The 26,464-nt window shown below is 59.7% G+C and carries 22 protein-coding genes and 3 pseudogenes; 12 read left to right on the top strand and 13 right to left on the bottom strand.

From position 1 onward, the window contains the following. Nucleotides 1-131 precede the first annotated feature (131 nt). A pseudogene (locus tag M2401_RS30525) lies at nucleotides 132-230 on the bottom strand (methyl-accepting chemotaxis protein); the annotation flags it as partial. A 58-nt stretch (nucleotides 231-288) separates the two neighbouring features. After that, complete coding sequence (locus tag M2401_RS30520) at nucleotides 289-1,185, bottom strand: TauD/TfdA family dioxygenase (RefSeq protein ID WP_259109678.1); 897 nt, start codon at nucleotides 1,183-1,185, stop codon at nucleotides 289-291. Nucleotides 1,186-1,418: 233 nt separating this feature from the next. On the opposite strand from M2401_RS30520, the gene M2401_RS30515 reads away from it, so the two are divergent. Then, nucleotides 1,419-1,637, top strand: a complete 219-nt coding sequence (locus M2401_RS30515) for a hypothetical protein (RefSeq protein WP_259109677.1) — start codon at nucleotides 1,419-1,421, stop codon at nucleotides 1,635-1,637. 46 nt (nucleotides 1,638-1,683) lie between these two features. On the opposite strand, the gene dsdC is transcribed toward M2401_RS30515, so the two are convergent. The 5 genes from dsdC to M2401_RS30490 all read right to left on the bottom strand — a co-directional run bounded on the left by dsdC (nucleotide 1,684) and on the right by M2401_RS30490 (nucleotide 8,115). Further along, nucleotides 1,684-2,637, bottom strand: a complete 954-nt coding sequence (dsdC, locus tag M2401_RS30510) for a DNA-binding transcriptional regulator DsdC (RefSeq protein ID WP_259109674.1) — start codon at nucleotides 2,635-2,637, stop codon at nucleotides 1,684-1,686. Between the two features lie 134 nt (nucleotides 2,638-2,771). Further along, nucleotides 2,772-4,124 carry a D-serine ammonia-lyase gene (locus M2401_RS30505; RefSeq protein ID WP_259109673.1) on the bottom strand — a complete coding sequence of 451 codons (1,353 nt, stop codon included), beginning with the start codon at nucleotides 4,122-4,124 and terminating at the stop codon, nucleotides 2,772-2,774. A 41-nt stretch (nucleotides 4,125-4,165) separates the two neighbouring features. Then, nucleotides 4,166-5,506: a GntP family permease gene (locus M2401_RS30500; RefSeq protein ID WP_259109671.1), complete on the bottom strand. Its 1,341-nt coding sequence runs from the start codon at nucleotides 5,504-5,506 to the stop codon at nucleotides 4,166-4,168. A gap of 251 nt (nucleotides 5,507-5,757) precedes the next feature. Continuing rightward, nucleotides 5,758-7,053 (bottom strand): OprD family porin, encoded by a 1,296-nt coding sequence (locus M2401_RS30495; RefSeq protein ID WP_310504164.1) that lies wholly within the window; start codon nucleotides 7,051-7,053, stop codon nucleotides 5,758-5,760. Between the two features lie 156 nt (nucleotides 7,054-7,209). After that, entirely contained in the window at nucleotides 7,210-8,115 is a 906-nt protein-coding gene (locus M2401_RS30490) for a LysR family transcriptional regulator (RefSeq protein ID WP_259109669.1), read from the bottom strand. A gap of 87 nt (nucleotides 8,116-8,202) precedes the next feature. On the opposite strand from M2401_RS30490, the gene M2401_RS30485 reads away from it, so the two are divergent. Genes M2401_RS30485 through M2401_RS30470 form a run of 4 tightly spaced genes read left to right on the top strand, consistent with a single transcriptional unit; the run spans nucleotide 8,203 to nucleotide 11,753 of the window. Further along, a complete protein-coding gene (locus tag M2401_RS30485; RefSeq protein WP_259109667.1) occupies nucleotides 8,203-9,327 on the top strand; it encodes a DSD1 family PLP-dependent enzyme in 1,125 nt (374 codons plus the stop codon). 59 nt (nucleotides 9,328-9,386) lie between these two features. Beyond that, nucleotides 9,387-10,652 carry a dicarboxylate/amino acid:cation symporter gene (locus M2401_RS30480; RefSeq protein ID WP_259109666.1) on the top strand — a complete coding sequence of 422 codons (1,266 nt, stop codon included), beginning with the start codon at nucleotides 9,387-9,389 and terminating at the stop codon, nucleotides 10,650-10,652. A gap of 45 nt (nucleotides 10,653-10,697) precedes the next feature. After that, a complete protein-coding gene (locus M2401_RS30475) occupies nucleotides 10,698-11,072 on the top strand; it encodes a RidA family protein (RefSeq protein WP_259109664.1) in 375 nt (124 codons plus the stop codon). A 21-nt stretch (nucleotides 11,073-11,093) separates the two neighbouring features. After that, nucleotides 11,094-11,753, top strand: coding sequence for an HAD-IA family hydrolase (locus M2401_RS30470; RefSeq protein WP_259109662.1), 660 nt, complete (start codon nucleotides 11,094-11,096; stop codon nucleotides 11,751-11,753). Between the two features lie 6 nt (nucleotides 11,754-11,759). Here M2401_RS30470 and M2401_RS30465 read toward each other — a convergent pair whose 3' ends face one another. Continuing rightward, on the bottom strand, nucleotides 11,760-13,070 hold the full coding sequence (locus tag M2401_RS30465) for a virulence factor family protein (protein ID WP_259109661.1): 1,311 nt from the start codon (nucleotides 13,068-13,070) through the stop codon (nucleotides 11,760-11,762). A gap of 466 nt (nucleotides 13,071-13,536) precedes the next feature. Between M2401_RS30465 and M2401_RS30460 the strand changes: the two are divergent. The 3 genes and pseudogenes from M2401_RS30460 to nadA all read left to right on the top strand — a co-directional run. Beyond that, nucleotides 13,537-14,265, top strand: a pseudogene (locus M2401_RS30460) (PAS domain-containing protein); the annotation flags it as partial. Beyond that, nucleotides 14,248-14,517: pseudogene (locus M2401_RS30455) on the top strand (methyl-accepting chemotaxis protein); the annotation flags it as partial. The pseudogenes M2401_RS30460 and M2401_RS30455, both read left to right, overlap by 18 nt. Nucleotides 14,518-14,616: 99 nt before the next feature. Continuing rightward, complete coding sequence (nadA, locus tag M2401_RS30450; RefSeq protein ID WP_259109659.1) at nucleotides 14,617-15,675, top strand: quinolinate synthase NadA; 1,059 nt, start codon at nucleotides 14,617-14,619, stop codon at nucleotides 15,673-15,675. Between the two features lie 284 nt (nucleotides 15,676-15,959). Here nadA and M2401_RS30445 read toward each other — a convergent pair whose 3' ends face one another. Both M2401_RS30445 and M2401_RS30440 read right to left on the bottom strand, forming a co-directional pair. Beyond that, nucleotides 15,960-17,240: an OprD family porin gene (locus M2401_RS30445; RefSeq protein ID WP_259109657.1), complete on the bottom strand. Its 1,281-nt coding sequence runs from the start codon at nucleotides 17,238-17,240 to the stop codon at nucleotides 15,960-15,962. 105 nt (nucleotides 17,241-17,345) lie between these two features. Continuing rightward, complete coding sequence (locus M2401_RS30440) at nucleotides 17,346-18,680, bottom strand: MFS transporter (RefSeq protein WP_259109655.1); 1,335 nt, start codon at nucleotides 18,678-18,680, stop codon at nucleotides 17,346-17,348. A 306-nt stretch (nucleotides 18,681-18,986) separates the two neighbouring features. On the opposite strand from M2401_RS30440, the gene quiC reads away from it, so the two are divergent. Together quiC and M2401_RS30430 are read left to right on the top strand one after the other, a co-directional pair. After that, nucleotides 18,987-20,909 carry a 3-dehydroshikimate dehydratase QuiC gene (gene quiC, locus M2401_RS30435; RefSeq protein WP_259109653.1) on the top strand — a complete coding sequence of 641 codons (1,923 nt, stop codon included), beginning with the start codon at nucleotides 18,987-18,989 and terminating at the stop codon, nucleotides 20,907-20,909. Between the two features lie 104 nt (nucleotides 20,910-21,013). Beyond that, nucleotides 21,014-21,682: a TetR/AcrR family transcriptional regulator gene (locus tag M2401_RS30430; protein ID WP_259109651.1), complete on the top strand. Its 669-nt coding sequence runs from the start codon at nucleotides 21,014-21,016 to the stop codon at nucleotides 21,680-21,682. A gap of 194 nt (nucleotides 21,683-21,876) precedes the next feature. Here M2401_RS30430 and M2401_RS30425 read toward each other — a convergent pair whose 3' ends face one another. The 3 genes from M2401_RS30425 to M2401_RS30415 all read right to left on the bottom strand — a co-directional run bounded on the left by M2401_RS30425 (nucleotide 21,877) and on the right by M2401_RS30415 (nucleotide 24,846). After that, on the bottom strand, nucleotides 21,877-22,731 hold the full coding sequence (locus tag M2401_RS30425) for a shikimate dehydrogenase (protein ID WP_259109650.1): 855 nt from the start codon (nucleotides 22,729-22,731) through the stop codon (nucleotides 21,877-21,879). A 4-nt stretch (nucleotides 22,732-22,735) separates the two neighbouring features. Next, nucleotides 22,736-23,176 (bottom strand): type II 3-dehydroquinate dehydratase, encoded by a 441-nt coding sequence (gene aroQ, locus M2401_RS30420; protein WP_259109648.1) that lies wholly within the window; start codon nucleotides 23,174-23,176, stop codon nucleotides 22,736-22,738. 236 nt (nucleotides 23,177-23,412) lie between these two features. Next, nucleotides 23,413-24,846 carry a M48 family metalloprotease gene (locus tag M2401_RS30415; protein WP_259109645.1) on the bottom strand — a complete coding sequence of 478 codons (1,434 nt, stop codon included), beginning with the start codon at nucleotides 24,844-24,846 and terminating at the stop codon, nucleotides 23,413-23,415. A gap of 135 nt (nucleotides 24,847-24,981) precedes the next feature. On the opposite strand from M2401_RS30415, the gene M2401_RS30410 reads away from it, so the two are divergent. Both M2401_RS30410 and M2401_RS30405 read left to right on the top strand, forming a co-directional pair. After that, on the top strand, nucleotides 24,982-25,233 hold the full coding sequence (locus M2401_RS30410; protein WP_259109643.1) for a sulfurtransferase TusA family protein: 252 nt from the start codon (nucleotides 24,982-24,984) through the stop codon (nucleotides 25,231-25,233). A 27-nt stretch (nucleotides 25,234-25,260) separates the two neighbouring features. After that, complete coding sequence (locus M2401_RS30405) at nucleotides 25,261-26,331, top strand: AI-2E family transporter (protein WP_259109642.1); 1,071 nt, start codon at nucleotides 25,261-25,263, stop codon at nucleotides 26,329-26,331. Nucleotides 26,332-26,464: the final 133 nt, after the last annotated feature.

Below are 26,464 nucleotides of genomic sequence, written 5' to 3'. Positions count from 1 at the left end.
CAAAGAGTGGTATTCCTGTCAAATGATTACTGGCGCCTGGCCTTGAATTGCTGCACTAGTCCATACAGCCCGGTCGTCAGTTGCATCACGAATACTGCCAATGGTGCGGTTGATATTTTCGCTGACAGTGCGCCTTGTTGCAGCCCGGCGATCATTTGGTGGATATCCATGGGTGACTGTTGCGTGCGTCTGGCCAGATTACGCACTTCATCTGCGACGACGGCAAAGCCGTGGTGAGACGGCTTTACAGTTTTATTGTCATCGAACGATGTTTCGAAAACGGTTTGATCAAACTGGCACATCACCCTCAATGGTGGTGCGATGCATGCGCCTGCGCAAATGGCTGGGGCAACCGGTCGCCAGGTGGATCAGGGCGCGGTTATCCCAGAACAGCAGGTCATTGGCTTGCCATTGATGGCGGTAGATGAATTGCGGCTTGATGCTGTGGGCGTAAAGCTCGGCGAGCAGTGCTTTGCTCTCGTCTTCGGGCAGGCCGAGGATGTGAGTGGTGAAATTCTCGTTGACGAACAGGCCCTTGCGCCCGGTTTCCGGGTGGGTACGCACTATCGGATGGACTACGGGCTTGACCTCGGCCAGCTGCGTCGGGGTCAGGGTCGGTCGGCGTACGCCCTTGAACACTTCATCGGCATAACGCGCGGTGTAGGAATGCACCGCGCGTTTACCTTCAATGCGTTGACGAAGTTCGTCAGGCAACGTCTCGTAAGCCTGTTGTTGGCTGGCGAACAAAGTGTCGCCGCCTTCTTCCGGCAGTTGCTGTGCGAGGAGCATGGCACCCTTGCTCGGCAACTCAACGTAAGACAGGTCCGAGTGCCAGAATTTTCCCGCGTCCCCCAGGCCAATCGGCTGACCGTTCTCGACGATATTGGAAATAATGAAGACTTCCGGGTGATTGGCCAGCAGGAACTGCTTGAGAACATGCACCTGCAACGGACCGAAGCGGCGGCTGAAGTCGATGTGCTGCTCGGCCGCTATGCGTTGGTCGCGCAGCACCAACAGGCCATGCTCAAGCCAGGCGCCATGGATGCGGGCAAAATCTTCAGGGTTGAGCGGCTGATTCAGGTCGAGCCCGAGGACTTCGGCACCCAGGGCGGCTTCCAGCGGCCGAATGGTGAAGTCCTGAGACGGGGCGGGGCGGGTGGTGGAATTCAGTGGTGTAGCTGGCATTACGATCACTCCTCGGAAAATCGTGCAGGCGCGCCCGCCCACGGGTTTTTCGCAAGGTAATGAACAAAGACGAGTGCTCTGCGGCGCTCTGGAGTGAGGGGCATGAGCAAGAGCTGTACCAGCGTCGGCAGGTGCCGGAATACGCGGTGTCCTGACAGAACAGGAAAGTGACTCATCTGTTGGATATTCAACAGTTGTGCTGAATTACTGTTGATGTAGCAACAAATAAGCGCGTGCAGATTGTTGCCGGTACTGCATTATCACTGGCCTGGCGGGAGATGAAATTTTACAACTGGCGTCCGACACTCTTCGAGAGAGTCATCGATCAGGGTTTTGATCTCGTCGATCAGATGCCGGTCGGCGAAGGCCCGTTAGCGTTCCTTGCCACTGAGGCGGATGCCGAATTCGTAGGTGACGGCTACGGCGCAGCGCAGCAGATCCGGCGTGCGTGAGAGTCGTGCTTTTGAGGGTTTGGGTTGGTTGAGTTAAGCGCGGGGTTTATTCGGCTGATACAGCCATCTGGCTCGCACACTCTTTCAACCAGTGCATAAACACTAGCAACCGTTTGGGCTGTGGGTTCAATGGCGGATGAACCAGATAGTAATCGTACTGGCCCGAGCGGCTGAACCCTGCGAGGGGAAGAACCAGTTCGCCGCGCTCGACGTATTTACGCACCAGTTGCTGACGGCCCATGGCGATGCCCACATGGTTGATGGCCGCCGTCACGCTGAGGGCCGAATGATCGAAGGTCAGGGTGCGCTTGGGCAGGGCGGTCAGCATGCCGTGTTGTTCAGCCCATAATGTCCACTCGGTATCGTAGGCGGCGTTGCTCCAGGGCAGGGCGTCGTGCAGCGTAGTGCAATGTTGCAGGTTTTTCGGGTTGTCTTGCAGGCGCTGGCGCCTGGCATATTCCGGGCTGCACACCGGGGCCAGTTGTTCCTGCATCAGCCGGTGGCTGGTCAGACCGGGAAATTCACCATTGGCGTAGTACAGGGCCAGGTCGATCTTGCGGGTGCGGAAGTCGACATCGTCATTGCCCACTCGCAGGTCCAGAGAGATCGACGGGTAACGCTCGACAAACTCAGCGAGCCTGGGCACCAGCCAGCATTCGGCCACGGAGGGCCGGGCATAGAGCGCGATAGAGCCAGCTGCTTGCGCGTGAGGCGATTGATCGAGTGCCTCGGACAGCTCGCCCATGGCGCCTTGCAGGATGTCGAAGATGCGTTTGCCTTCGTCGGTCAGACGGACCTGCCGCGTCAGGCGCTGGAACAGCTTCATGCTCAGGGCGCTTTCCAGCCGGCTTATGCGATGACTCACGGCGCTGGCAGTCAGGCACAACTCTTCGGCCGCACGGGCGAAGCTCAGGTGCCGGGCAGCCACAAGAAAGGTATGCAGATTGGCGAATTGGCTGCTGTTGAGCCGCGAGCTGATACGAGGTGGAAGGTTGAGCACTGCAGTCTTTCCCGTCAAACCCAAATGCGTTCTGGCGCTATGCCTGTCGCCCGCTGAAACATGACGGACGCGGCAGGGTGTTTATCCTGCCCCATCCGTTTTTCTATCCGGCGCTTGGGTTGATAGTGGCCCGATCAAGCAGTACCTAGCAATTGGCGACCTTTTGCCAGATATGTGTCCATCTCCTCGCCAGGCACCATATTGCCCCCTGTGGCCCAGACCAGGTGGGTGGCCTGGACCATGGCCTGACTGTCCAGGCCGATACGGGTCAGGTAGCCCTGTTGGTCGTGATGGACCCTGATCATGCCGGGCACTCCGGCCAGTGCTGACGGTTCAAGGCGCTGATTTTCGCAGCGCTCCATCATGGCTAGCAAGCTGTACATCTCCTCGTCGCTGACGGTGTAGAAACCATCCAGCAAACGCTGCATGGCCTTGCCGACAAAACCGGAAGCGCGACCCACCGCCAGGCCATCGGCGGCCGTCAGGTTATCGATGCCGAAGTCTTGCACGCTCACTTCGTTATGCAGCCCGGTATAGACACCCAGCAGCATGCAGGGCGAGTGGGTAGGCTCGGCGAAGATGCAACGGACCGCGTCGCCAAAGGCCAGCTTCAAGCCGAAGGCGACGCCACCGGGTGCGCCGCCCACGCCGCAGGGCAGATAAACAAACAGCGGATGTTGCGTGTCCACAGTAATCCCGGCCGCAGCCAATTGCCGTTGCAGGCGCTCGGCCGCCACCGAATAGCCGAGGAACAGATTGACCGAGTTTTCATCGTCGACGAAATGACAGGTCGGATCGGAGCTCGCCTGCTCGCGGCCCTGGGCAACGGCCACGCTGTAGTCGGACGAGTACTCGATAACCGTCACGCCATGTGCGCGCAGTTTGTCTTTCTTCCATTGGCGCGCATCCGCCGACATATGCACGGTCACCTGGAAACCCAGTGCGGCGCCCATGATGCCGATGGACAGGCCGAGGTTGCCGGTCGAGCCGACGGCTATTTTGTACTGACCAAAAAAAGCCCGGGCCTTATCGCTGTCCAGCACTGCGTAGTCATCATCAAGACTCAGCAGTTCCCCGCCCAGGGCCAGGTCTTCGGCGTGCTTGAGGACTTCATGGATACCGCCGCGGGCCTTGATGGAGCCCGCAACGGGTAGATGGCTGTCGCGCTTGAGCCACATAGCGCCTTGCAGCGGTTGGCCGTAGCGCTCGGCCAGGGCTTGCTGCAGGCGCGGTACGGGCATGATGTCGGACTCGATGATGCCGTCGCTGTATGCCGTTTCAGGAAACGCCCGCTGGAGATAAGAGGCAAAGCGCGTCAGCCGTGCGCTGGCGTCTGCGACGTCAGTGGCGGTCAGCCCGACATCGCCTATGGACTGCGCGACGGGCGCCACGGCCGGATTGAACCAGGTGGTTTCCTGCAATTGGACCAGATCGCGAATCAGCGGATGGCTGGCGTACCAGCTCTCAAGTGTTCTTCCCAATATCATGACGTGCTCCCTTCAAGTAATGAAACTGAACCCCGGGTCATTCAAATAAAGTTCGATAACAGGAGCGTCAGCCCCAGGGCGACCACCGAGGCCAATACGGTGGCGAGAGTGAATTTCTTCAGCGCCTCGCTCAGGGAGACCCCGAGGTACTCCTTGACCACCCAGAACGCGGAGTCCGTGACATGGGTCCAGCCGATGGCCCCGGCACCGATGGCGATAGCGATGATTTCCTTGCTGACATCCGGATGGCTGGCCAGCATCGGCATCACCATGCCGGCGGCGCTGATCATGGCAACCGTTGCCGAACCGACAGCAAAATGCATCAGGCCAGCCACCAGCCAAGCCAGGATGATGGGGTTTATTTGCAGTTGCGTCAGTGAGGCGGCCAGTGCGTCTCCGACGCCGCTGTCAACGAGAATGCCATTGAAGGCGCCACCGGCACCGATGACCAACAGGATGCTGGCCAGAGGCGGGAAGCTGTTCTGGGTATGAGCCAGCAGGCCGGCCATGGTCAGCCCGCGGTTCAAGCCCAGCGCCCAGTAGGCGAACACCACGGCAATCGACAGGGCGATCAGCGGCGTGCCCAGCAGTGACAGAACGCTGAACGTCAGGGAGCCTTCGGGCAGGTTAGCGGCGAGGCTTTTGCCGACCATCAGCAACAGGGGCAGCAGGATGGTCAGCAGCGTCACCCCCAAGCCTGGCAATTCCCGCTCGGTGCGGTCTTCACAATGCTTGCTCAGGAAGTCGGACTGGGTCGTGGGGGCTTCACTCTTGCAGACCAGTCTTATCCACAAGGGGCCGGCAATGACCGCAGCAGGCAGGGTCACGATAATGCCGTAGAGAATCACCTTGCCGACGTCAGCGTCGAGCATTCCGGCGATCGCCATGGCAGCGGGGTGGGGGGGCAGCATGCAGTGGACGGCCATCAACGACACAGCCAGAGGCACGCCCAGGTACAGCAGGTTGATCCGGGTTTCTTTGGCGACCACATAGATCAACGGGATCAGCAGAACGAAGCCGACCTCGAAAAACACCGGTATACCTGCGATAAATCCTACGAGCATCATCGCCCATGAAGCTCGCTCTCTACCCAAGGCGGTCAACAGTGCTTTGGCAATGCGCTCGGCGCCTCCGGACTCTTCGAGCATCTTGCCGAGTATGGCCCCCAGGCCAATGATCGTGGCCAGGAAGCCCAGTGTGCCGCCCACGCCCTGTTCATATGAAGAGACGATTTTTGTGAGCGGCATGCCCGAACCGATGGCTACTACAAAGCTGGCTGCGGTCAAGGCGAGGAAGGCGTGGAGGCGAACTTTAACGATGAGAAAAACGATCAGGATAATGGCGGCAAACAACACCAGCAGTAACGAAGGAGCGCTGTCCATAGGATCTCCAAGACGAACCGTTATTGTGCAAGCCCGTGTCGGATGTCACGTGGCTGCCTGGTATTTACAGGCAACGACGCCGGGGCTGACAAAGGATGGATTCTCACGGGATGGATGATCTGGAATCAGCTGTGGAATGCAGAAAACACATAATGCATGTGGGACCGGCTTTAGCCGGGAAGGCGATATCAAGACGATGAATGTTTATCGGATGTACCGACCTCTTCTCGGCAAAAACCGGTCACACGGGCTTACAACACCGAGAAGTTGTAGCTCACGATCACCCGTGTCTCGTCCACGTCCCGGGCAAACTTCTCGTAGTTGCTACGAAAGGTCGCGTTACGCAGGCGCAGGCTCAGGTCCTTGAAGGTGCCGCTCTGTACGACGTATTTGAGTTCGCTGTCGCGTTCCCATTCCTTGCCTTCGTCGTTGCTGCCGACGACCTTGATGTTGTCGCCATTCACATAGCGGGTCAGGAAGCTCAGGCCGGGCACGCCGAGGGTCTTGAAGTCGTAGTCGTAGCGCAGTTGCCAGGAGCGTTCCTGGGCGGCAGCGAAGTCGTTGATCTGGATGTAGTTGACCAGGTACGGGTTGCTGCCATCCAGGTAAGGCATGGAGCTGTCGCCGAGCATGCGCTGCCAGCCGAAGGCGACTTTATGGCCGCCCAGGGCGTAACCAAACATCGTGCTGATGGCGCGGTTGTCGATCTCGTTGGCCCGGGCCGAGCCCTCGTCATCGCTCTTGAATACCCGCAGGTCTGCGGAGGCGACGCCCGGGCCGATATTTTCGTTGCCCAGCAGGCCTAAAAAGTGCTGTCGGTAGACGTTTTCAAGTTCGGCGTAGTGATATTGCACGGTCCACTTTGGCGACAGTTTGTAATCGACGCCGTACATATCGAAGTGATTGCCGGTGGTGTCGCAGGTAAAGCGTTTGTTCTTGCAGTTCAGGCGAATGTCTTGCGAATCAGTTGAATCCCGTGCGGTGTAATGATCAAGGCGGGCGGCGAGAAACTTGAAGTCGTGCAGGTCTTCCGAGGTCAGCCAGCCACCGTTGAACATATTGGGCAACAGGCGGCCGTCGTTATATTTGAGCAGGGGGACGTCAGGCATCATTGCGCCGTATTTCAATACGGTTTTCGAATAACGAACCTTGCCGGCCGCGCCGAACTTGGCGTATTGATCCTTTGAGCCGCGTGGATTATTGCCGCTGGAAGGAAGCAGCCCCGAGCCGCTGCGCTCGGGGCTTGAGTCCAGCTGAAAGCCGACCATGCCCAGTGCGTCGACACCAAAACCCAGCGGGCCCTGGGTGTAGCCGGACTGGAAGTTGAGAATAAAGCCTTGCCCCGACTCTTCACGTTTGGAGGCACCCTGTGGGTTTGAACTGCTGCCATCGCGCAAGTCTCGATTGAAATACATCGTGCGCGATTCGACAGTGGCTTTGCTGTCTTCGATAAAACCTGCCGCCTGGGCAGAAGAAAAAACCATCGCGCACAGCGATACCGTGCCGAGACCCAAGCGGGTCCGGAAGGGACTAACCAACATGAACATGCTCCAACTATTTTCTGACGGCCAATAGCAATCGCCGAAGCCTTGAATGAACAAGGCACCGGGATGTATTGGAATTATTAGTTGCTGCAAGTATTAAGCAGGCCAGATGCCATGCCAATGCGACCTAGGTATAGTGAGCAACTAATGACCTTTCGTTTAAATCCGCCAACTCGGCTGTGGACGAAAATGTGCCTGCAAAAAACTCATGAAGTTACGCGTGCGCGCAGGCAATCCTTCACGTTGATGCGTCAACGCCACCACATCGGCGTCGGGCAGTTTCCACGCTGACAATAGCCGCACCAGCGAGCCATCGGCCAAAGCTTCGGCGACGTCCCATTCCGAGCGCAGGATGATGCCTTGGCCTTCGCAGCCCCATTGGCGAATCACGTTGCCGTCGTTGCAACTCAGCACCGGGCGGATGCGCACGCTATGGGTCTTGCGGGCGCGAGTGAAGTGCCAGAGGGTCACGTCTTCGTTGTTTTCCCGCAGGGCGATGCAGGGCAGGTCGGCGAGTTGTTCGGGGTTCTCGGGCAAGCCATGGCGCTCGATAAAGGCCGGTGACGCGCAGATAAACCGGCGGTTGGGCGCAATGGCATGGCAGATCAGGTTGGAGGCGCGCAGCTCGCCGATATGGATCACCACATCGAAGCGATCGCTGACTTCTACCAATGGCTGGTCGGACAGGGTCAGGGCGATTTCAACTTCCGGATGCAGCCGTTGAAAGGCCGATACCGCCGGCGCCACGTACTGCCTGCCGAAGCCGAAGGGCGCGTTGATTTTCAGTTTGCCGACAAAGCCGCTGCGGCGTTCCTGCAGGTCCTCGAGCAGGGCGTCGAACTGCTGGATCAGCTCGGCGCCGCGCAGGCACAGCATTTCGCCTTCGTCGGTGAAGCGCAGTTGCCGGGAAGATCGGTCGAGCAGGCGAATGCCGAGTTTCTTCTCCATTTGTTGCAGGCGCTGAGTCACCGCCGAGGGTGTCAGGCCCAGTTTGCGCGAGGCTTGCAGCAGGCTGGTGCTCTCGCGGATGACCAGCAGAAAGCGAATGTCGACGGCATCATTCATTAAGTTTCACTGAATCCATAAGTCAGGGAGATTAAAGTTCACAGCGGTTTTAGCGGCTTAGAATAGCGCCATTACCGGAGAACACACATGCTCGAACTACTCGAAACCCCCGCACTGCTCCTCGACCTCGAACGCCTCGACAGCAACATCCGGCGCATGCGCAACAAGCTGGCGCCGTTCAACGTGACGTTGCGGCCCCATGTCAAAACCCATAAATCCCTGGAGGTGACCGAGCGTCTGTTCGCTGACGGGCGCGGGCCGATCACGGTGTCGACTCTGCGCGAGGCGGACTTCTTTTTCGCCGCCGGATTTACCGACATCCTCTACGGCGTCGGCATCGCTCCCAACAAATTCGCCCATGCAGCGCGCCTGATCGAACAGGGCGCGGCGCTGAAACTGGTGCTGGATAACCTGGACAGCGCGCGGCTGCTGGCTGATTTTGCCCGCGCCAATGGGGCGGTCTTCGAGGTGCTGCTGGAAGTGGATTGCGACGGTCATCGCTCGGGCATCCCGCCGCACTCGCCGCTGTTGGTGGAGATTGCCCGGTTGTTGCAGGGCAGTGGCGTCACGGTCAGCGGCGTTATGACCCACGCGGGCAACTCCTACGACAGCCGTAGCATCGGTGAAATCGAGGCTTACGCTCGTCAGGAACGCGCCGCCGTGGTTGATGCTGCGCGCTTGCTGGAAGAGGCGGGGTTCGCCCTGTCGATCATCAGCATCGGCTCGACCCCCACGGCGCTGTTTACTCAGGATTTGTCCGGCATCACTGAGGTCAGGGCCGGGGTGTTCGCTTTCTTCGATCTGGTCATGGCCGGGCTGGGCGTCTGCCAGGTGCAGGACATTGCCGTGTCGGTGCTGACCACGGTGATCGGCCATCAGCCGGAAAAAGGCTGGACTATTGTCGATGCCGGCTGGATGGCGCTGTCCCGTGATCGCGGCACGGCCAAGCAGGCGGTGGATCAGGGCTACGGCATTGTTTGCGACCTGGCCGGGCAGCCCATTGGCGACCTGATCGTCACGGCGGCCAATCAGGAGCACGGCATCATCGTCTCGCGCTCTGGCAGCCTCGATCCGGCCAGCGCGCTGCCCGTGGGTACGCAACTGCGCATTCTGCCCAACCATGCCTGCGCCACCTCGGCCCAGCATGGGGGTTATCACGTCCTGACCGAGGGACGCCGCCTCGGTTACTGGTCACGCATTGCGGGCTGGTAAACAGCAACATTCTTTCGACTGCCGCCTATTAATCACATAACAGCAAGGGCGTATTTCTGATGAAGAAGAACCTGTCACTCTGGATTTTGCTCGGGATGATTCTGGGGGCCGTTAGCGGTGCCGTATTGCATCCCTTATTGAGTGAGGCCACCGCGCAATTAGTGGTGACGCAATATTTGGCGATATTCACCGATATATTCCTGCGGGCGATCAAGATGATCATCGCGCCGCTGGTGTTTTGCGGGCTGGTCTCGGGGATCGCCAATATGTCGGACCCCCAGGCGATCGGCCGCATGGGGCTACGGTCCCTGGCCTGGTTTTTTTGTGCGTCAGTGATCTCGTTGTTGATCGGTATCCTGGCGTGCAACGCGCTGGATGTGGGCGGCGAGATGGCGGCTCATTTGCCGGCGGCCACTGAGAGCTCCGGCATCAATGTTGCGCCCTTCAACCTCAAGACGTTCATCACCAATATCGTTCCGCAAAGTGTGGTCAGTGCCATGGCCAGCAATGACATTCTGCAGATCGTCTTGTTTGCCGTGTTGTTCGGCTTTGCCACTGCGTCAGTCGGCGGAGCGCTGAAGGCGCGGGTTGTTGAGATGACCGATGCCATCTTCGACATCATGCTCAAGCTGACCGGTTACATCATGTGGCTGGCCCCACTGGGTGTGGGCGCGGCGTTGTGTTCGATCATCACCACCCGTGGCCTGGGTGTATTGGGCACTTACGGCAAGTTGCTGGGCGGTTATTATCTGGCGCTGATCCTCCTTGGCCTGTTGCTGATCGGTGCCGGGTGGGTGATTCTCGGGCCACGGATCTTCAGGCTTTTGGCGTTGATCCGTGACCCGCTGCTGATTGGTTTTTCCACCTCCAGCAGCGAGGCGACCTTTCCCAAAACCATCGAACAACTCCAGCGTTTTGGCGTGCCGCGGCGGGTTTCCGGTTTTGTCCTGCCCCTGGGTTATTCATTCAATCTCGACGGCGCCATGCTCTATCAGGCATTCGCGGTGATTTTCATTGCCCAGGCCTTTCATGTCGATATGAGCTTTAGCCAACAGGTTGGCGTATTGCTGGTAATGCTATTGACCAGTAAAGGTATGGCCGGTGTACCGCGTGCCTCCCTGGTGGTGGTTGCCGCTTCACTGCCATCGCTGGGGCTGCCCGCTTCGGGGCTGTTGCTGCTGCTGGGGATCGATCCCTTTTTCGATATGGGCCGCACCGCCATCAATGTGTTGGGCAACAGCATTGCCACGGCTTCGGTTTCCAAGTGGGAAGGGCACGACGAGTCCGAAGCCCTTCAACCACTGGACGTTGTCACTCCGTCATAAGCCGGCCTGGCGCTCCAGGTTTTATTTCTACAACGGAAAACCTCAATGAACATCATCACCTCAGCAAAACTGCCCGCTCCAGGCGGTCATTATTCCCATGGCGTGGTCTCGGGCAACTTGCTCTTCGTCTCCGGTCAACTGCCTTTTATTCCGGCATCGGGCAGCTTTCCCGAAGGGATCGAGGCGCAGTTTGACCAGGCCATGGCCAATGTCGAGACGGTGCTGCACGCCGCCGATACCTCGTTGGCGAAGCTGGTCAGCGTGCAGATATTCATCACTGACGTGCAGTACTGGCCGACGGTCAATGCACGTTATGCCGCCTTGATGGGCGAGCACCGGCCGGCGCGGGCAATCATTCCCTGCGGCGAGCTGCATCACGGTGCCCTGGTGGAAATCACCGCCGTGGCTGAAATTCGTTAACCCTGAACAGGACCTGAAGACATGACGTTGAATAACGCCGCAAACAACCCTGTGCAACTGGTGCTGTTTGATCTGCTTACCGCTTTGCTGGACTCCTGGACCTTGTGGAATAGCGTCGCCGGATCCGAGGAAATGGGGCGCACCTGGCGCATGGCGTATCTCAAGGCGACCTATGGCTGCGGCAGCTATCGACCTTATGAAACCCTGGTCGAGGAAGCGGCTGTCGAGGTAGGGCTGGGTCGTCAGGCTGCGGCTGAGCTGGAAGCCCGTTGGGGCCAATTGCAGGCCTGGCCCGAGGCCAAGGCCGTGCTCGCGGCGCTGAAACCGCACTACAAGCTGGGCATTGTTACCAACTGCTCGGAGAAGCTCGGGCGTCAGGCCGCAGATCTATTGGGTGTGCCGTTTGATGTGGTCATCACCTCCGAGCAGACGGGCTTCTATAAGCCGGATCCGGCGCCGTATCGCCTGGCCCTGGAGACGCTGGATATCGCTGCGGCGAATGCGGTGTTCGTCGCCGGTTCCGCTTACGACATGTTCGGCACCGAGAAGGTAGGGTTGCCGACTATCTGGCATAACCGCGTGGGTCTTGCGGCGCCACAAGGTGCGCCGGCGCCGCTGATCATGCGCCCGACACTGGATACGTTGGTGGCGGATCTGGCGAGTATCACGTCGGCATCCTGAGGCTGCTTACTGAGCGGCGATGCGCCCCTGGCGCTTGTCGATGGCCGTGACCAGGCGCTTGGCCAGTGATTCGTAGTCGCGGTCGAAGTGATGACTGCCGGGCAGCGAGAGAATTTCGCCGACGGCGGTGTTCTCGGTGCAGCCGCTCTTTTTCTTCTCTTTGACGCCGTACACGCACAGCACTTTCGATGCAGGCAGCTTGGCCATCTCGGGACCGGTGATGGCCTCTTTGCCTTCGGCGCCAAGCCAGCCGCTGACATTGATCTCGAAATTACCGCTGCGAGCGAAGGCCAGCAGGATGATGCCGTCGATGCGGTTCTGATCGTCCGGGTCCAGGCGGTTGTACACCGCCGGGATCACATCGGCGCCGAAGGAGTAACCGGCGAGTATGAAGCGCTTGGTACCCCATTTCTGCTGATAGTTGTGCATCAGCTCGGCCAGGTCGTCGGCAGTCTCTTCGGGGGCCTTGTGCTCCCAGTAGTAATGCAGCACGTCGATGCCGATCACCGGATAACCCATGGCGGCCATGTGCCCGGCCATTTCCTTGTCCAGGTCGCGCCAGCCGCCGTCGCCGGAGAGGAACAGAGTCACGGTGTCGGAGCGTTGCGCTGCGGGCAGCTCGACGATGGAGTGGCCGAGGCCATTGCTGACGGCTTTCTCGCCGATCAGTTTCAGGCGCAGCTCGCGGCAGAGCATTTTGGTCAGGTCGGTGGTGCTGTTGCTCAGGCGGCTATTGGCGTTGGGCTGGTCATGGACGAAGGCGGCGAGTTTTTCATCCGGACTGTCACGCCAGGACACCATCCAGTGGCCATGAGCGGCACGCTTGGGCAGGGGGATATCGCAGTTGTGTTGCAGGTTGAAGCCCACAGAAATGGCTTCGGCTTTGTCGTTGTTCTGCGTGGCAAGCCAATGCCAGGCGAGGGTCCCGCCGGCGCCGATACCGGCGACGACCGTCGGCGAGCCCGGCAATTTTTCCAGGGCCTGGTTAAACACTTGTTGCTGCACCGAACAGTCGGCTTGCGGCAGCACCACCTGGACAATCTGTGCGGCGGTGTCGCGGCTCAATTTCTGCAGCTGGGTATCGGACAGCAGGGCATCGGCGGTAACTGCCAGGGCGATACGTGCCAGCGACGGATTTTTCGGCAGCACCTGGGTCAGGGCCGAGCCGCCGGGCAAGGTCGAATGATCGATGGTTTCCAGCACGACCACGGGCGTCTTGCGGGCGGTTTTCTGAACAGCGCGATACCAGGTCACGACCGCTGCGGCCAGGCACAGGGTGATCAGGGCTATGAGCAGAATGCGCCAGCGTCGAGTCATGTCTTTCGTCAATCCAGTCAGGGCCTGTTGTCAGGACCGGGGGTGTAGTCATCCACGCCGCACGGATGGCTCCGGCGGTGGGTCCTGTATCGGGTGAGCGTCCTGCTGGCGGTGTATCGACGGGGGTTGAGAAGACCTTCGAATGAGTGATGCGAGGGTCTATGACGGCGATCCTATGCCGTTTGTAACGGGAGTGTCAGCAAATATTTACAATTCGGCGACAAAAGGATGTCGTTTTGCCATGCATCATTCGGATTCACTCGTATGAGTGATAAGTGGCGTCATTTTTACGACGTTAATCGAGGTTGTCAGTAATAGTTGTCAAAAGCTAATGATAATCCATGGCGTTTGATCTGTGCGCATATTTCACTTCAGCCTATCTCCAAAGAACTACCTCTTTAAGGAGAGTTTCCCGCGCAAGGCTTTGCCCTACCGTAAGCATGGATCGTTTCAGGAGAAGTCGCCCATGTGGTTTAACGATGCAGCCAAAGCGCTGGCGGGTGATCTCTCGTCTGTGGTGGGCCAACTGCTGGCCGAAAAACCCCTTGTTATTCCTCCCACCTCCCGCCTTATCCGTCACCCGCAGTTACTGGCGGCCTTTTATCAGTTGAACGAGCTATGGCAGGCACGACTGAGTCGGCTAAGCGAGTATGCGTTGAAGCCTGAGCCTGTCTGCAGTGAGGAGCACTATCAGGCGCTGGTTGCGAAGTTGGTCGATACCGAGAGCCGCTGTCAGCTGCTGGAAAGCACCGTGCAACAGTTAAGCGCTGAGTCGGCGGCGCATGCCCTAGAACGCTCGCGCTGGCGGCAGGATGAGCAGGCCTGGGAGCTGACCCGGCAAACCTTGACCGAAGGTTGCTGGGACTTGAGCGTGGTCGATGGCAATGCGGACCATGGGGACAATGTGATTCGCTGGTCCGATCAATTCCGCCATCTCATCGGCTATAGCCGCGAGGAGTTCCCTGACGGTTGGGACAGTTTCTTTGCGGTCATTCATGCCGACGATCTGAACACCGTGATGCAGGTTTTTGGCGATTACATCGCCGCTGGCAACGATCAGAGTGCCTATGTCGTTGAATACCGCATGCGTCACAAGCAACGTGGGGAAACCTGGTATCGCGAGCGGGGGCGTTGTCTGCGCGATGCGCATGGCGTGCTGGTGCGGGTCATTGGCGCCGTGCGCGATATCAGCGACGAAAAGGCTGCCGATTCACTGCGCGTGCGTGAGCAGGACAGCATCAAGACGACGTACGGCAAGATCGCCAATGTTGCCGGAGCGATTCGCAGCGTGGCCGAGCAGACCAACCTGCTCGCGCTCAATGCGGCCATTGAAGCCGCCCGCGCCGGAGAGCAGGGCAGAGGCTTCGCTGTAGTGGCGGATGAGGTGAGAAACCTGGCCAGGCGCACACAAGAATCAGTACAGCAAATTCAGGCCATGCTCCATCAGGGAGAATGACCTGCGGTCTTGAGTGCGGGCGTTATTTGCCATCTGTTCAGGTGTAAACTGACGCCTTTCGCGTCCGTGCGCATTCAGGCCCAGTGAACAATGACAAAGATTTCCGAACGCCTTCTGGTCCAGGCCCATCTTGATGCCAAGCAGCCCAAAGAGCTGACGGCTGAAGAAGAGGCCGGCTATCGCGCAGCTATCGCTGCCGAACTCAAGGCGCAAAACGCCGTGTTGGTTGCCCATTATTATTGCGACCCGGTGATCCAGGCTCTGGCCGAGGAGACCGGTGGCTGTGTGTCCGATTCGCTGGAAATGGCCCGCTTCGGCCGAGACCATTCGGCCAGTACCGTACTGGTGGCCGGGGTCAAGTTCATGGGGGAGACGGCGAAGATCCTCACCCCGGAAAAACGCATCCTGATGCCGACCCTGGAAGCCACCTGCTCTCTGGATCTGGGTTGCCCGGTGGATGAGTTCGCGGCGTTCTGCGATCAGCATCCCGAGCGCACCGTCGTGGTGTACGCCAATACCTCGGCGGCGGTCAAAGCCCGGGCCGACTGGGTGGTGACGTCCAGTTGTGCGCTGGAAATCGTCGAAAGCCTGATGGACAACGGCGAGAAGATCATCTGGGCCCCGGACAAGCACCTGGGGCGTTATATCCAGCGCGAAACCGGCGCCGACATGCTGCTGTGGGACGGTGCCTGTATCGTTCACGAAGAGTTCAAGTCGCGTCAGCTGGAAGACATGAAGGCGCTGTACCCGGACGCTGCGATTCTGGTCCACCCGGAGTCGCCGGAAAACGTCATCGAACTGGCTGATGCAGTAGGTTCCACCAGCCAGTTGATTGCCGCCGCGCAACGCCTGCCGAACAAGACCTTTATCGTCGCCACCGACCGCGGCATCTTCTACAAGATGCAGCAGCTGTGTCCGGACAAGGTCTTTATCGAAGCCCCCACCGCCGGTAATGGCGCAGCGTGCCGCAGTTGCGCGCACTGCCCGTGGATGGCGATGAATACCCTCGAACGCACTTTGCAGTGCCTGCGTCAGGGAACCAACGAGATCTTCGTCGACCCGGCGCTGATTCCCAATGCCGTAAGGCCGTTGCAGCGCATGCTGGATTTCACCCAGGCGGCGCGGATGAAATTGGCGGGGAATGCCTGAGTGTGATGGTGCCGCCGCAGCAGCAAATTCTGTAGCGGCGAATTCTGTGAATTCAGTCTTGTGGAAGAGCCCGCCCCGTCTAACACGCCCCGTCTAACACGCCGCGCTGTCACGCAGCAAACATTAACCGGGGGAGGGGCAAATCTTGTGGGAGCGAATTCATTCGCGAAGGGGCCGGTACATTCGATGCATCTTCGTCGCCTGGAACACCGCTTTCGCGAATGAATTCGCTCCCACAAAACTCTGCCCTGCAGACCGTCACTGTCGGGCAGGGCAAATGCTCCTCAGAGCAACGAAATCGGATAGCTGATAAAGATCCGGTTCTCATCAAACTCGTTGGTGCTGAAGTCCCGGCGCATGCTGGAGTTGCGCCAGCGCAGGCTGAGATTCTTGAACGTGCCACTCTGGAACACGTAGGCCAGTTCCGACTCGCGTCCCCATTCCTTGCCGTCGGTGATGGTGCCGGTGTGCACGTTGTCGCCGCTGATATAGCGGTTCATCAGGGTCAGGCCCGGTACACCGAACACGGCGAAATCAAAATCGTGGCGCAACTGCCAGGAGCGTTCCTGGGCGTTGTCGTAGCTGGCGTTGTAGCTGTCGTTGGCCAGGGTTCCGCCGCTGGTGCCGTTGACCCGCATCCACGCGCTGTCGCCGGTCAGGCGTTGCAGGCCGACGTAGAAGGTGCTGCCGCCGTACTTGGCCGAAAGCAGTGCGTAGCGGGTCTTGTTGTCCATTTCCCCGGCCAGTTTGCGGCCGTCTTCCTTGCCGATGAAGTAACCCAGGTTGGCGCCCAGGGTCCAGTCGCCGAAGGTCTGTTTGTGCAGCAGGTTGAGGAATTCCTGTTGGTAGATATCTTCCAGCTGCGCATACCAGACGCCGATCTGCGTGCGCTTGTCGTTGAAGCTGTATTCGCCGCCGCCGAAGTTGAAGCGGTCGGAGGTGAAGGCGCCTTTGCCGTTCATCGACATGTCTTCCATGCTCGCGTCGTTGCGCGGGCTGTTGCCGCGGAACTGACCGCCGTAGACCGTCAGGTTGGCGATGTCCTTGGAGGTGATCTGCCCGCCACGGAAGGTCTGCGGCAGGGAACGGCCATCATCCGAACGCAGGATCGGCAGCACCGGCATCCACTCGCCGACCTTCAGTTCGGTGTTGGAGACCTTGGCCTTGAGCGCCACGCCCAGACGGCCGAAGTTGTCCGCCGGGCGCCCGTCATCGTGAATCGGTAGCAGTTGCGTGCCCCCGGTGCCCTTGCCGCCATCGAGCTTCTGCGAATACAGCCCGAGTACGTCGACACCAAAACCGACCCAGCCCTGAGTGAAGCCGGACTTGGCGTCGAGAATGAAGTTCTGCGTCCATTCCTCGGCGTAGTTCTGCGGCGCCCGACTCGACGGGTAGGCCGGGTTGGTGAAGTTGCGGTTGAAGTAGGCGTTGCGCAGGTTGAGCGTGGCTTTGCTGTCTTCCAGAAAACCTTCGGCCTGACTGTTCAGGGGGATACCGCCTGTGACGGCGGCCAGGGCCAGGGTGCCGGAAAGCAAACGTGGGTGACGTGTCAGGAATGAGGGCATTGCGATGGACCTTTATTGTATTTATTAGTAATTAACTGGTTCGTACATTTTTTAGCCGGCGTAGATATCCTGCCGGGGCCTGTTGTTCAGGCCCCTGAAAGGAAGTCAGCCGAGTTCTGGAACCTTGCGCGGCGCCATGAAGAACAGCCAGGTCAGGGCAATGAAGTACATGGCCGGGATGATGGTGAACAGCACGGTGTAGTTATTGTGCGTCACGGTCAGCACATAACCGACGATCTGGGTCATGAACATGCCGCCGATGGCCGCGCACATGCCGCCGAAGCCGAACACGGTGCTCATCATGTGCTTGGGCGTGTAGTCCATCACCAGGCTCCAGATATTGGCGGTCCAGGCCTGGTGCGCGCCGACGCCGAGGGAGATGGCCAGTACCGCGATCCACAGGCCGCTGGCATGGGCGGCGAAGACGACGCAGCCGATGGCACAGGCGAAGATCAGCATTGATATCAGTCGCGACGTGATGGGTTTGACGCCGCGGCCGATCAGCCAGGACGAGAGGATGCCGCCGCCGACGCTGCCGAAGTCGGCGGTCAGCCAGATGATGATCAGCGGGATACCCATCTGCGAAACGCTGATGCCCAGGTTGTATTGCTGATTGAGGAACGGCGGCAGCCAGTACAGGTAGAACCAGAACACCGGCGCGGTAATCGCATAGGCCAGGGCGAAGGCCCAAGTGCCGCGCATGCGCAGGATCTGGCTCAGGGGTGCGCCTTTTTGCGCAGGCTCGGCGCCGTGCTGGATGTATTCCAGTTCACTGGCCTTGACGCTCGGGTGATCTTCCGGCGCGTAGTATTTCAAGCTCCAGAACACCAGCCAGACGACGCCCAGCGCGGCCATGGACAGGAATGCGCCCTGCCAGCCCCAGACCGACAGAATCAGCGGCAACAGCGCAGGCGTAAGCATGGCGCCGACGTTGGTCCCGGCATTGAAAATACCGGTGGCCAGGGCCCGCTCACCGGCGGGAAACCAGGTCCGCGCGGTCTTGATACAGGCCGGGTAGTTGGCCGCCTCCGTGAGGCCGAGGATAAAGCGGCAGACCATAAAGCCCACTGCCGATGTGGCCAGGCCGTGGGCGCCGGTTGCCAGGCTCCAGAGCAGTACGGCGAGGAAGAACGCGCGTTTGACCCCGACCTTGTCGATGAACCGCCCCTGCAGCAGGAAGCCCACGGCGTAGCCGACCTGGAACCAGAAGTTGATATTGGCGTAGTCCATCGCCGTCCAGCTCATTTTGTCGGCGAGGATCGGTTGCATGACGCCGAGGGCGGCGCGGTCGATGTAGTTGAGGGTGGTGGCGAAGAACACCAGAGCGAGCATGCCCCAGCGGGTTTTGCCGACGGCCATGGCGCCGCGGATCTTGTCGCCGATGCCGGCATGGGGGGAGACGTGTTTAGTCTCCAGCGGTGAGCTATGAGATTGAATCATCTGCTTGGACCCGTTTTTTGAAATTGTTATTGGTTTGCTGCTGGGTGGTTGTTGCGTGTCTCGGCGACTGCCAAATACGGCTCATGTTGCACTGAGACACTGCAAGGTGGTGTCGATGTTGCGCACCGCAAGAAAAACCGTCAATTCGCCAAAGGCTATTTTGGGCGATAATCGAACACAAAACTAACCAGTTCGTACACTATATATTTACCGCTTCCTCGTGCCCATCAATAATCCCTCTACCCCTGATTCGTCTCCGGTTCGGCGTTTTCAACGTGACGGGCCTTCCTACAAAGGAGCTGAACAATGCAGCGCTCGATTGCCACCGTCTCTTTGAGCGGGACTCTGCCGGAAAAGCTTGAAGCCATTGCCGCTGCCGGATTCGACGGCGTGGAAATCTTCGAGAACGATCTGTTGTATTACGCGGGTAGCCCGCGGGAAGTGCGGCAGATGTGCGCCGACCTGGGCATCGCCATCACCCTGTTCCAACCGTTTCGTGACTTTGAAGGCTGCCGCCGCGAGCGCCTGCAACGCAACCTGGAACGGGCCGAGCGCAAGTTCGACCTGATGCAGGAACTGGGCACCGACCTGGTGCTGGTGTGCAGCAACGCCTCGGCCGATTCCATAGGCGAGCAGCAGATTCTGGTCGACGACCTGCGGCTGTTGGCCGAGCGGGCAGGGGCGCGCCAGTTGCGCATCGGTTACGAAGCCTTGGCCTGGGGCCAGCATGTAAATACCTACCAACAGGTCTGGGACATCGTGCGTCAGGCCGATCACCCGGCGCTGGGCGTGTTGCTTGACAGCTTTCACACCTTGTCGCTCAAGGGCGACCCTGGCGCCATTGCGCAGATTCCCGGCGACAAGATTTTCTTCGTACAAATGGCCGACGCGCCAATCCTGGCCATGGACGTGCTGGAGTGGAGTCGACATTTCCGCTGTTTCCCCGGCCAGGGTGAATTCGATCTGGCGGGCTTTCTCGCGCCGATCATTCGCAGCGGCTACAAGGGGCCGTTGTCACTGGAGATCTTCAACGACGGCTTCCGCGCCGCGCCGACCCGCAGCAATGCCGCCGATGGCCTGCGCTCGCTGCTGTATCTGGAAGAGAAAACCCGCAACCGACTGCAAGACGAAGCCGCCCAGGGACTGGCCCCGGCGGTGGATCTGCAACAGCTGTTCGCGCCGCCACCGGCCAGCGCTTATGACGGCGTCGAGTTTCTCGAGTTCGCCGTGGACGGCGAGCAAGGCAATCGTCTCGCCGGTTGGCTGGAGCGACTGGGCTTTGCCAAGGCCGGGCAGCATCGCTCCAAGGACGTCAGCCTGATGCGTCAGGGTGATATCAATATCGTCCTCAATGCCGAGCCTTACTCATTTGCCCACGGCTTTTTCGAAGCCCATGGCCCGTCCCTGTGTGCCACGGCCTTGCGGGTTGATGATGGCGCCAAGGCGTTGGAACGCGCCCGCCAATTCAAGGGCCAACCCTATCGTGGCCTGGTCGGGCCCAACGAGCGGGAGGTTCCGGCAGTGCGCGCGCCTGATGGCAGTCTGATCTATCTGATCGGCAAGTCTGACGCCGGGCAGAGCATCTACGAGACCGACTTCATCCTCAATCCCCAGGCGCAGCAAAGCGGTCATCTGCAACGTATCGATCATATGGCCATGGCCTTGCCTGCCGAAAGCCTGGACAGCTGGGTGTTGTTCTACAAGAGCCTGCTGGACTTCGAAGCGGATGATGAAGTGGTGCTGCCCGACCCTTACGGTCTGGTGAAAAGTCGCGCCGTGCGCAGCCGTTGCAGTTCGGTCCGACTGCCGCTGAACATTTCGGAAAACCGCAATACGGTGATTTCCCACGCGCTATCCAGCTATCGCGGTTCCGGCGTGCACCATATCGCCTTCGCCTGCGAGGACCTGTTCGCCGAGATCGAACGGGCCAAATCCGCCGGCGTGCCGCTGCTGCAGATCCCTCTCAACTACTACGACGATTTGGCGGCGCGCTTCGATTTTGACGACGAATACCTGAGCGAACTGGCCTACTACAACGTGCTCTATGACCGTGATGCCCAGGGCGGTGAGCTGTTTCATGTCTACACCGAGCCGTTCGAAGGGCGCTTCTTCTTCGAGCTATTGCAGCGCAAGAACGGTTATGTCGGCTATGGCGCAGCCAACGTGGCGGTGCGTCTGGCGGCCATGGCCAAGGTGCGCAGCGGCAGCGCGGCCCAGGCGCGTTTGTAGGCCCCCGCAGCGGGTGGCGCAAGGAGAGTTGCCCCGCCCGGTTTCTTCGTTACGCGGCGAGGGCCATAATCAGCGCTACCGTGTCTATTTGCCGTGAGTGCTGTATGACCATGACCGCAGAACTTCCCGAGCCTTCCCTTGAAGTGCCTCGCAAAAGTCGCAAGAACAATCCGGAAAAAACCCGTCAGGACATTCTGCAGGCCGCGATCACCGAATTCGTCCAGCAGGGGCTTTCGGGAGCGCGGGTGGACGCCATCGCCGAGCGCACGAAAACCTCCAAGCGCATGATTTATTACTACTTCAACAGCAAGGAGCAGCTGTACGTTGAGGTGCTGGAGAAACTCTACGGCGATATTCGCCAGACCGAGGCCCAGTTGCATCTGGGCGCGCTGGAACCTCGGGCGGCAATTCAACGCCTGGTGGAGTTTACGTTCGATCACCACGACAGCAACGTGGATTTCGTGCGCATCGTCTGCATCGAGAACATTCACTACGGCGAGAACGTCAAGCAATCGACCAACATTCGCTCGATGAGCGGCAACGTGCGCAACCTGCTCGACGAAACCCTGCGCCGCGGTGAAGCTGCGGGGGTCTTCCGGCCGGGCCTCGAAGCCATCGACGTGCACTTGCTGATGAGCTCGTTCTGCTTCTACCGCGTCTCCAACCGCCATACCTTCAGCGAGATTTTTCAGATCGATTTGTCCGATCAGGAGGTCAAACAGCGGCAGAAACAGGTGATTTGTGAGTCAGTGTTGCGCTATATCCAGGCCTGATCAGATTTTCAGGGGGAATTGTGTAGCCGTGAATTGTGGGAGCGAACTCTGTGGAAATGAATTCTGTGGGAGCGAATTCATTCGCGAAAGCGGTATTCCAGGCAACAAATGTCACTCGGATGTACCGGCCTATTCGCGAATGAATTCGCTCCCACAACCACCACCCACAATGCCTGGACCAGCGCCTGTATCGGTCAGGCCGTCAACCGGCTGAAATGATCGAGCATGCGCCGGGCATCGGCACTGGCACCGCTGAACAGTTCGAACGCCTTGACCGCCTGGAACACCGCCATATTGCCGCCATCCAGCGTGCGGCAGCCCAGGGACCGGGCTTCGCGCAGCAGTTCGGTTTCCAGCGGGAAGTAGACGATCTCCGCCACCCAGAGCCCGCCGTGCAGCAGGGCCTTGGGCACCGGCATGCCCGGCAGCTTGGCCATGCCCATGGGCGTGGTGTTGACCAGGCCGTCGGCGCTGGCCAGGGCTGTCGCCAGGTCGAGACCGACCTGGGCCGGGCTGCCGTTGAAGTGCTGGTTGAGGTTATTGACCAGGCCGCGAGCGCGTTCGGCGTCGACGTCGAAAATCTGCAGCTGCCGGACCCCTTCCTTGAGCAGCGCATGGGCCACTGCCGCGCCAGCGCCGCCCGCACCCATTTGTACCACCCGGCCTTTGCCAACATCACCCAGGCCACGGCGCAGGCCCTCGGCAAAGCCCAGGCAGTCGGTGTTATGGCCGATGCGCCGGCCATCCTTGAACACCACGGTGTTCACCGCGCCAATGCCGCTGGCTTCCGGGGACAGCTCATCCAGTAACGGGATAACCGCCTGCTTGCAAGGGAAGGTGATGTTCAACCCGGTAAAACCCGTGCGCTCGGCGGCGACCAGCAGCTCCTCGAGGTTGTTGCTGTCCAGTTTCAACATGTCCAGATCAATCAGGCGATACAGGTAGCGGATACCCTGAGCATCGCCTTCCTGTTCATGCATGGACGGCGTCAGCGAGGCCTGGATGCCGGCGCCGATCAGGCCGGCGAGGATGGAGGGAGTCTTGGACATGGGATCAGGCCTTGAGTAGATGGGCAAAGTGTTCGATGGCCATCCGATAGCCGTTACTGCCCAGGCCGCAGATCACACCGACGGCAATGCCTGAGACAAATGAGTGGTGACGAAATTCTTCGCGCTTGTGCACGTTGGACAGGTGCACTTCGATAACCGGCACTTCGCTGGCGACCAGGGCGTCGCGAATGGCGACCGAGGTATGTGTCCAGGCGGCGGGGTTGATGACGATACCCGCAACACGGCCGCGGGCCTGGTGAATCCAGTCGATCAGTTGACCTTCATGGTTGGTCTGCTGGAATTCGATATTCAGATCCAGAGCGTCACCGGTGCGGCAGCACAGCGCCTGAATATCGGCCAGGGTTTCGTGGCCGTAGGTGGCGGGCTCACGGCTGCCGAGCAGGTTCAGGTTGGGACCGTTGAGCACCAGGAGGGTACGAGGCATCAGGTTTTTCTCCATTGTTATAGCTTTGGAGAAAATGTACTGGATGGTTAATTTCTGTCAATCAAGAGCGGGTGAGGTGGGTGGGAAAGTGTTCGATCAGTGAACACTTTCTTGAAGTCGGGCTAATCGGTTGGAGCGAGGCGTGCCCGCGAAGGGTTCACCGCACTTTCTCTGACACATCGCGGCAGTCGATTCGCGGGCAAGCCTCGCTCCAACAAGACCTCCATGACATCTCTTTAATTCATCATCTCTTTAACCGCCCGCTCCTGATCCATCAGGTCCTTCTGCCGCGCATCGATACGGGATGCCAGCTGGAAGTTGTTGTTGGCCCGGCGCTTGGCGTAGTCGAGTTGCTGGATGGCCTGGCGGTAGTCGCCCATCAGCGCGAAGTATTCGGCGCGGGCCTGATGCAGGCCAATGGTGTTGCCATTCAGGCCACGGGTTTCGGCGACGAGGTACCAGACATCCGGGTCGTCGGGGCGGCTCTTGAGCAGGCTGTCGAGGCTTTTTTCGGCGTCGGCGTTGCGGTTGAGCTTGAGCAGCACGTCAATACGGGCCTGACGCAGGGGGTAGTTGTCCTGGTACATATCGAGCATGTGCTCGACGCGTTTCAATGCATCGGGCAGGCGGTTATTGGTGATGTCCAGGTCGATCTGGGTCAGGTTGTAGGTGATGTTATTGGGTTCTGCGGCCAGCAATGGCTTGAGCTCTTCCCGTGCCTCGTTGAGCTGGCCAGCCTTGATCTGGGCCAGGGCCAGGCCGTAGCGCGGGGCCGGGGCCTTGGGGTTCTCGTTCAGCTGCGCACGGAAACGCTGTGCGGCTATGCCCGGCGTTTCTTCGTAGAACAGGGCGATACGCGCACGCATCAGTTGATATAGCGGGCTGTCTTCCTTGCCACCGGGCTTGGCCTGTTCGGCGCGGTTGCGGGTGTCAGCGATACGCGATTCGGTGACCGGGTGGGACAGCAGGAATTCCGGTGGGGTCTTGTTGTAGCGGTACTGGCGGGCCAAACGCTCGAACATGGTCGGCATGTTGCGTGGGTCGTAGCCGGCTTTTTCCAGGTTCATGATGCCGACCCGGTCGGCTTCCTGTTCGTTCTGCCGGGAGAAACGCTGCTGCTCCTGAATCGCGGCCGCCTGGGAACCGGCAATCGCCGCGATACCGGCATCACCGGCCCCGGCGGCGGCCATCACTACCCCTGCCAGCAGGGCGGCCATGACCGGCACCTGCATGCGCTGCTGGGCCTCGACGCCACGGGCGAAGTGGCGTTGCGACAAATGCGCCAGTTCGTGGGCCAGTACTGAGGCGTACTCGCCTTCGGTCTGAGCGTTGAGAAACAGCCCGCCGTTGACCCCGACAATCCCGCCGGGAGCGGCGAAGGCGTTGAGTTCCGGGCTGTTGATCAGGATGAATTCCAGACGCCGATCCTGCACCTGGCTGGTTTCGGCCAGACGATAGACGGAGGTCTCGACGTAGTCCTTGAGGATCGGATCGGATAACTGCGCCACCTGGCTGCGCAGCATCGCCAGCCAGGCACGGCCCAGGGAATGCTCCTGTTCAGGGGAGACAATGGCGGAGCTGGCATCGCCCAGCGCGGGCAGATCAATGGCGAAACTGGGCACCGAGAGCAGGCAGGCAAGCGTCAGCAGGGTAGGGCGCAGGAATTTCATGCATGAAGCTCAAGAGGCAGAAAGTCCTTACTGTAGCTGTCTGCATGGCTTGCTGACCAGAGTCGGGTATTCTGGCGGCTGTGTATGAAACTGCTGATTCAGGTGCAATCCAATGTGCCTGCCCGGAGAGAAATGATGTCTGACGCTGTAGCCTGTCCCGCTGTGTGCGACGCTGAGCTCGATGCCAGTGGGCTGAACTGCCCGCTGCCGTTGCTCAAGGCCAAGATGGAACTCAATCGTCTGAGCAGTGGCGCGGTGCTCAAGGTGACCGCCACCGACGCCGGTTCCCAACGCGATTTCCGTACGTTTGCCCGTTTGGCGGGACACACACTGTTACATGAACAGGTCGAAGCCGGGGTCTATCGCTACTGGTTGCGCAAAGCCTGATTAATTTCTCTGTGAAAAGGATTTTTGATGTTCAAGGTGCTTCGCGACTGGGTGCATCGCTACTTCTCCGATGAAGAAGCGGTGGTGCTCGCAGTCTTGCTGGTCGTGGCCTTTACCGTAGTCCTGAAACTCGGCGGCATGCTGGCACCGGTACTGGCCGGGATGGTCCTGGCATTCCTGATGCAGGGCATGGTCAACCTGCTGGAGCGTATGCGGGTGCCTGAGTCCGGCGCCGTAGGTCTAGTGTTCATGCTGTTCATGGGCGTACTGGCGGTGATCATGCTGGTGTTGGTGCCGTTGCTCTGGCATCAGGTCATCACCCTGTTCAATGAACTGCCGGGCATGCTGATCAAGTGGCAGTCGTTATTGTTACTGCTGCCTGAGCGCTATCCGCATCTGGTTTCCGACGAGCAGGTGCTGCACGCCATTGAAGTGGCCAGGGGCGAGATCGGCAAGTTCGGCCAGTTGGCGTTGACCTTCTCTCTGTCGAGCCTGCCGATGCTGGTCAACGTCATGATCTATCTGGTGCTGGTGCCGATCCTGGTGTTCTTCTTCCTCAAGGACCGCCATCTGATCGCCCGCTGGGTCGTCGGCTACCTGCCTCGCGAGCGTACGCTGATCACCCGGGTAGCCCAGGAAATGAACCGGCAGATCGCCAACTACATTCGCGGCAAGGTCATCGAGATCGTGTTGTGCGGTGGGGTGACCTATATCGCCTTTGTCACCATGGGCCTGAATTATGCGGCGCTGCTGGCGATGCTGGTCGGTCTGTCGGTGGTGGTGCCTTATGTCGGCGCTGTGGTGGTGACGGTGCCAGTCACCCTGATTGCGCTGTTCCAGTGGGGCTGGAGCGACCAGTTCATCTATTTGATGGCGGTATACGGGATCATCCAGATGCTCGACGGCAACGTGCTGGTGCCGCTGCTGTTCGCCGGAGCGGTGAATCTGCACCCGGTGGCGATCATCTGCGCAGTGCTGTTGTTTGGCGGGTTGTTTGGCTTCTGGGGGATTTTCTTTGCGATTCCCCTGGCAACGCTGTTCAAGGCGGTGCTGGATGCCTGGCCGAGGAATGAGCCTTCTGTGGCACCGCTTTTGTAGCTATAGACGCGCAATCCATTGTGGGAGCCGGGGGGGGGGGGGGGGGGGGGGGGGGGGGGGGGGAGAGCGCCACCCCCGGCCCCCCCCACCCCCCATAAAACACAAAAAAAAAAAACCGCGGAAGGAAAACGAC

The sequence above is a fragment of the Pseudomonas sp. JUb42 genome (assembly GCF_024807945.1).
Lineage (GTDB): Bacteria > Pseudomonadota > Gammaproteobacteria > Pseudomonadales > Pseudomonadaceae > Aquipseudomonas.
Note: the sequence above shows the minus strand (reverse complement) of the source record. Positions and strands in the feature narration are given on the sequence as shown.

Coding starts and splice junctions, on each gene's coding strand:
- M2401_RS30520 (WP_259109678.1), bottom strand. CDS start 1,185: ATGCCAGCTACACCACTGAATTCCACCACCCGCCCCGCCCCGTCTCAG.
- M2401_RS30505 (WP_259109673.1), bottom strand. CDS start 4,124: ATGATATTGGGAAGAACACTTGAGAGCTGGTACGCCAGCCATCCGCTG.
- M2401_RS30500 (WP_259109671.1), bottom strand. CDS start 5,506: ATGGACAGCGCTCCTTCGTTACTGCTGGTGTTGTTTGCCGCCATTATC.
- M2401_RS30495 (WP_310504164.1), bottom strand. CDS start 7,053: ATGTTCATGTTGGTTAGTCCCTTCCGGACCCGCTTGGGTCTCGGCACG.
- M2401_RS30490 (WP_259109669.1), bottom strand. CDS start 8,115: ATGAATGATGCCGTCGACATTCGCTTTCTGCTGGTCATCCGCGAGAGC.
- M2401_RS30485 (WP_259109667.1), top strand. CDS start 8,203: ATGCTCGAACTACTCGAAACCCCCGCACTGCTCCTCGACCTCGAACGC.
- M2401_RS30480 (WP_259109666.1), top strand. CDS start 9,387: ATGAAGAAGAACCTGTCACTCTGGATTTTGCTCGGGATGATTCTGGGG.
- M2401_RS30475 (WP_259109664.1), top strand. CDS start 10,698: ATGAACATCATCACCTCAGCAAAACTGCCCGCTCCAGGCGGTCATTAT.
- M2401_RS30470 (WP_259109662.1), top strand. CDS start 11,094: ATGACGTTGAATAACGCCGCAAACAACCCTGTGCAACTGGTGCTGTTT.
- M2401_RS30465 (WP_259109661.1), bottom strand. CDS start 13,070: ATGACTCGACGCTGGCGCATTCTGCTCATAGCCCTGATCACCCTGTGC.
- nadA (WP_259109659.1), top strand. CDS start 14,617: ATGACAAAGATTTCCGAACGCCTTCTGGTCCAGGCCCATCTTGATGCC.
- M2401_RS30445 (WP_259109657.1), bottom strand. CDS start 17,240: ATGCCCTCATTCCTGACACGTCACCCACGTTTGCTTTCCGGCACCCTG.
- M2401_RS30440 (WP_259109655.1), bottom strand. CDS start 18,680: ATGATTCAATCTCATAGCTCACCGCTGGAGACTAAACACGTCTCCCCC.
- quiC (WP_259109653.1), top strand. CDS start 18,987: ATGCAGCGCTCGATTGCCACCGTCTCTTTGAGCGGGACTCTGCCGGAA.
- M2401_RS30430 (WP_259109651.1), top strand. CDS start 21,014: ATGACCATGACCGCAGAACTTCCCGAGCCTTCCCTTGAAGTGCCTCGC.
- M2401_RS30425 (WP_259109650.1), bottom strand. CDS start 22,731: ATGTCCAAGACTCCCTCCATCCTCGCCGGCCTGATCGGCGCCGGCATC.
- aroQ (WP_259109648.1), bottom strand. CDS start 23,176: ATGCCTCGTACCCTCCTGGTGCTCAACGGTCCCAACCTGAACCTGCTC.
- M2401_RS30415 (WP_259109645.1), bottom strand. CDS start 24,846: ATGAAATTCCTGCGCCCTACCCTGCTGACGCTTGCCTGCCTGCTCTCG.
- M2401_RS30410 (WP_259109643.1), top strand. CDS start 24,982: ATGTCTGACGCTGTAGCCTGTCCCGCTGTGTGCGACGCTGAGCTCGAT.
- M2401_RS30405 (WP_259109642.1), top strand. CDS start 25,261: ATGTTCAAGGTGCTTCGCGACTGGGTGCATCGCTACTTCTCCGATGAA.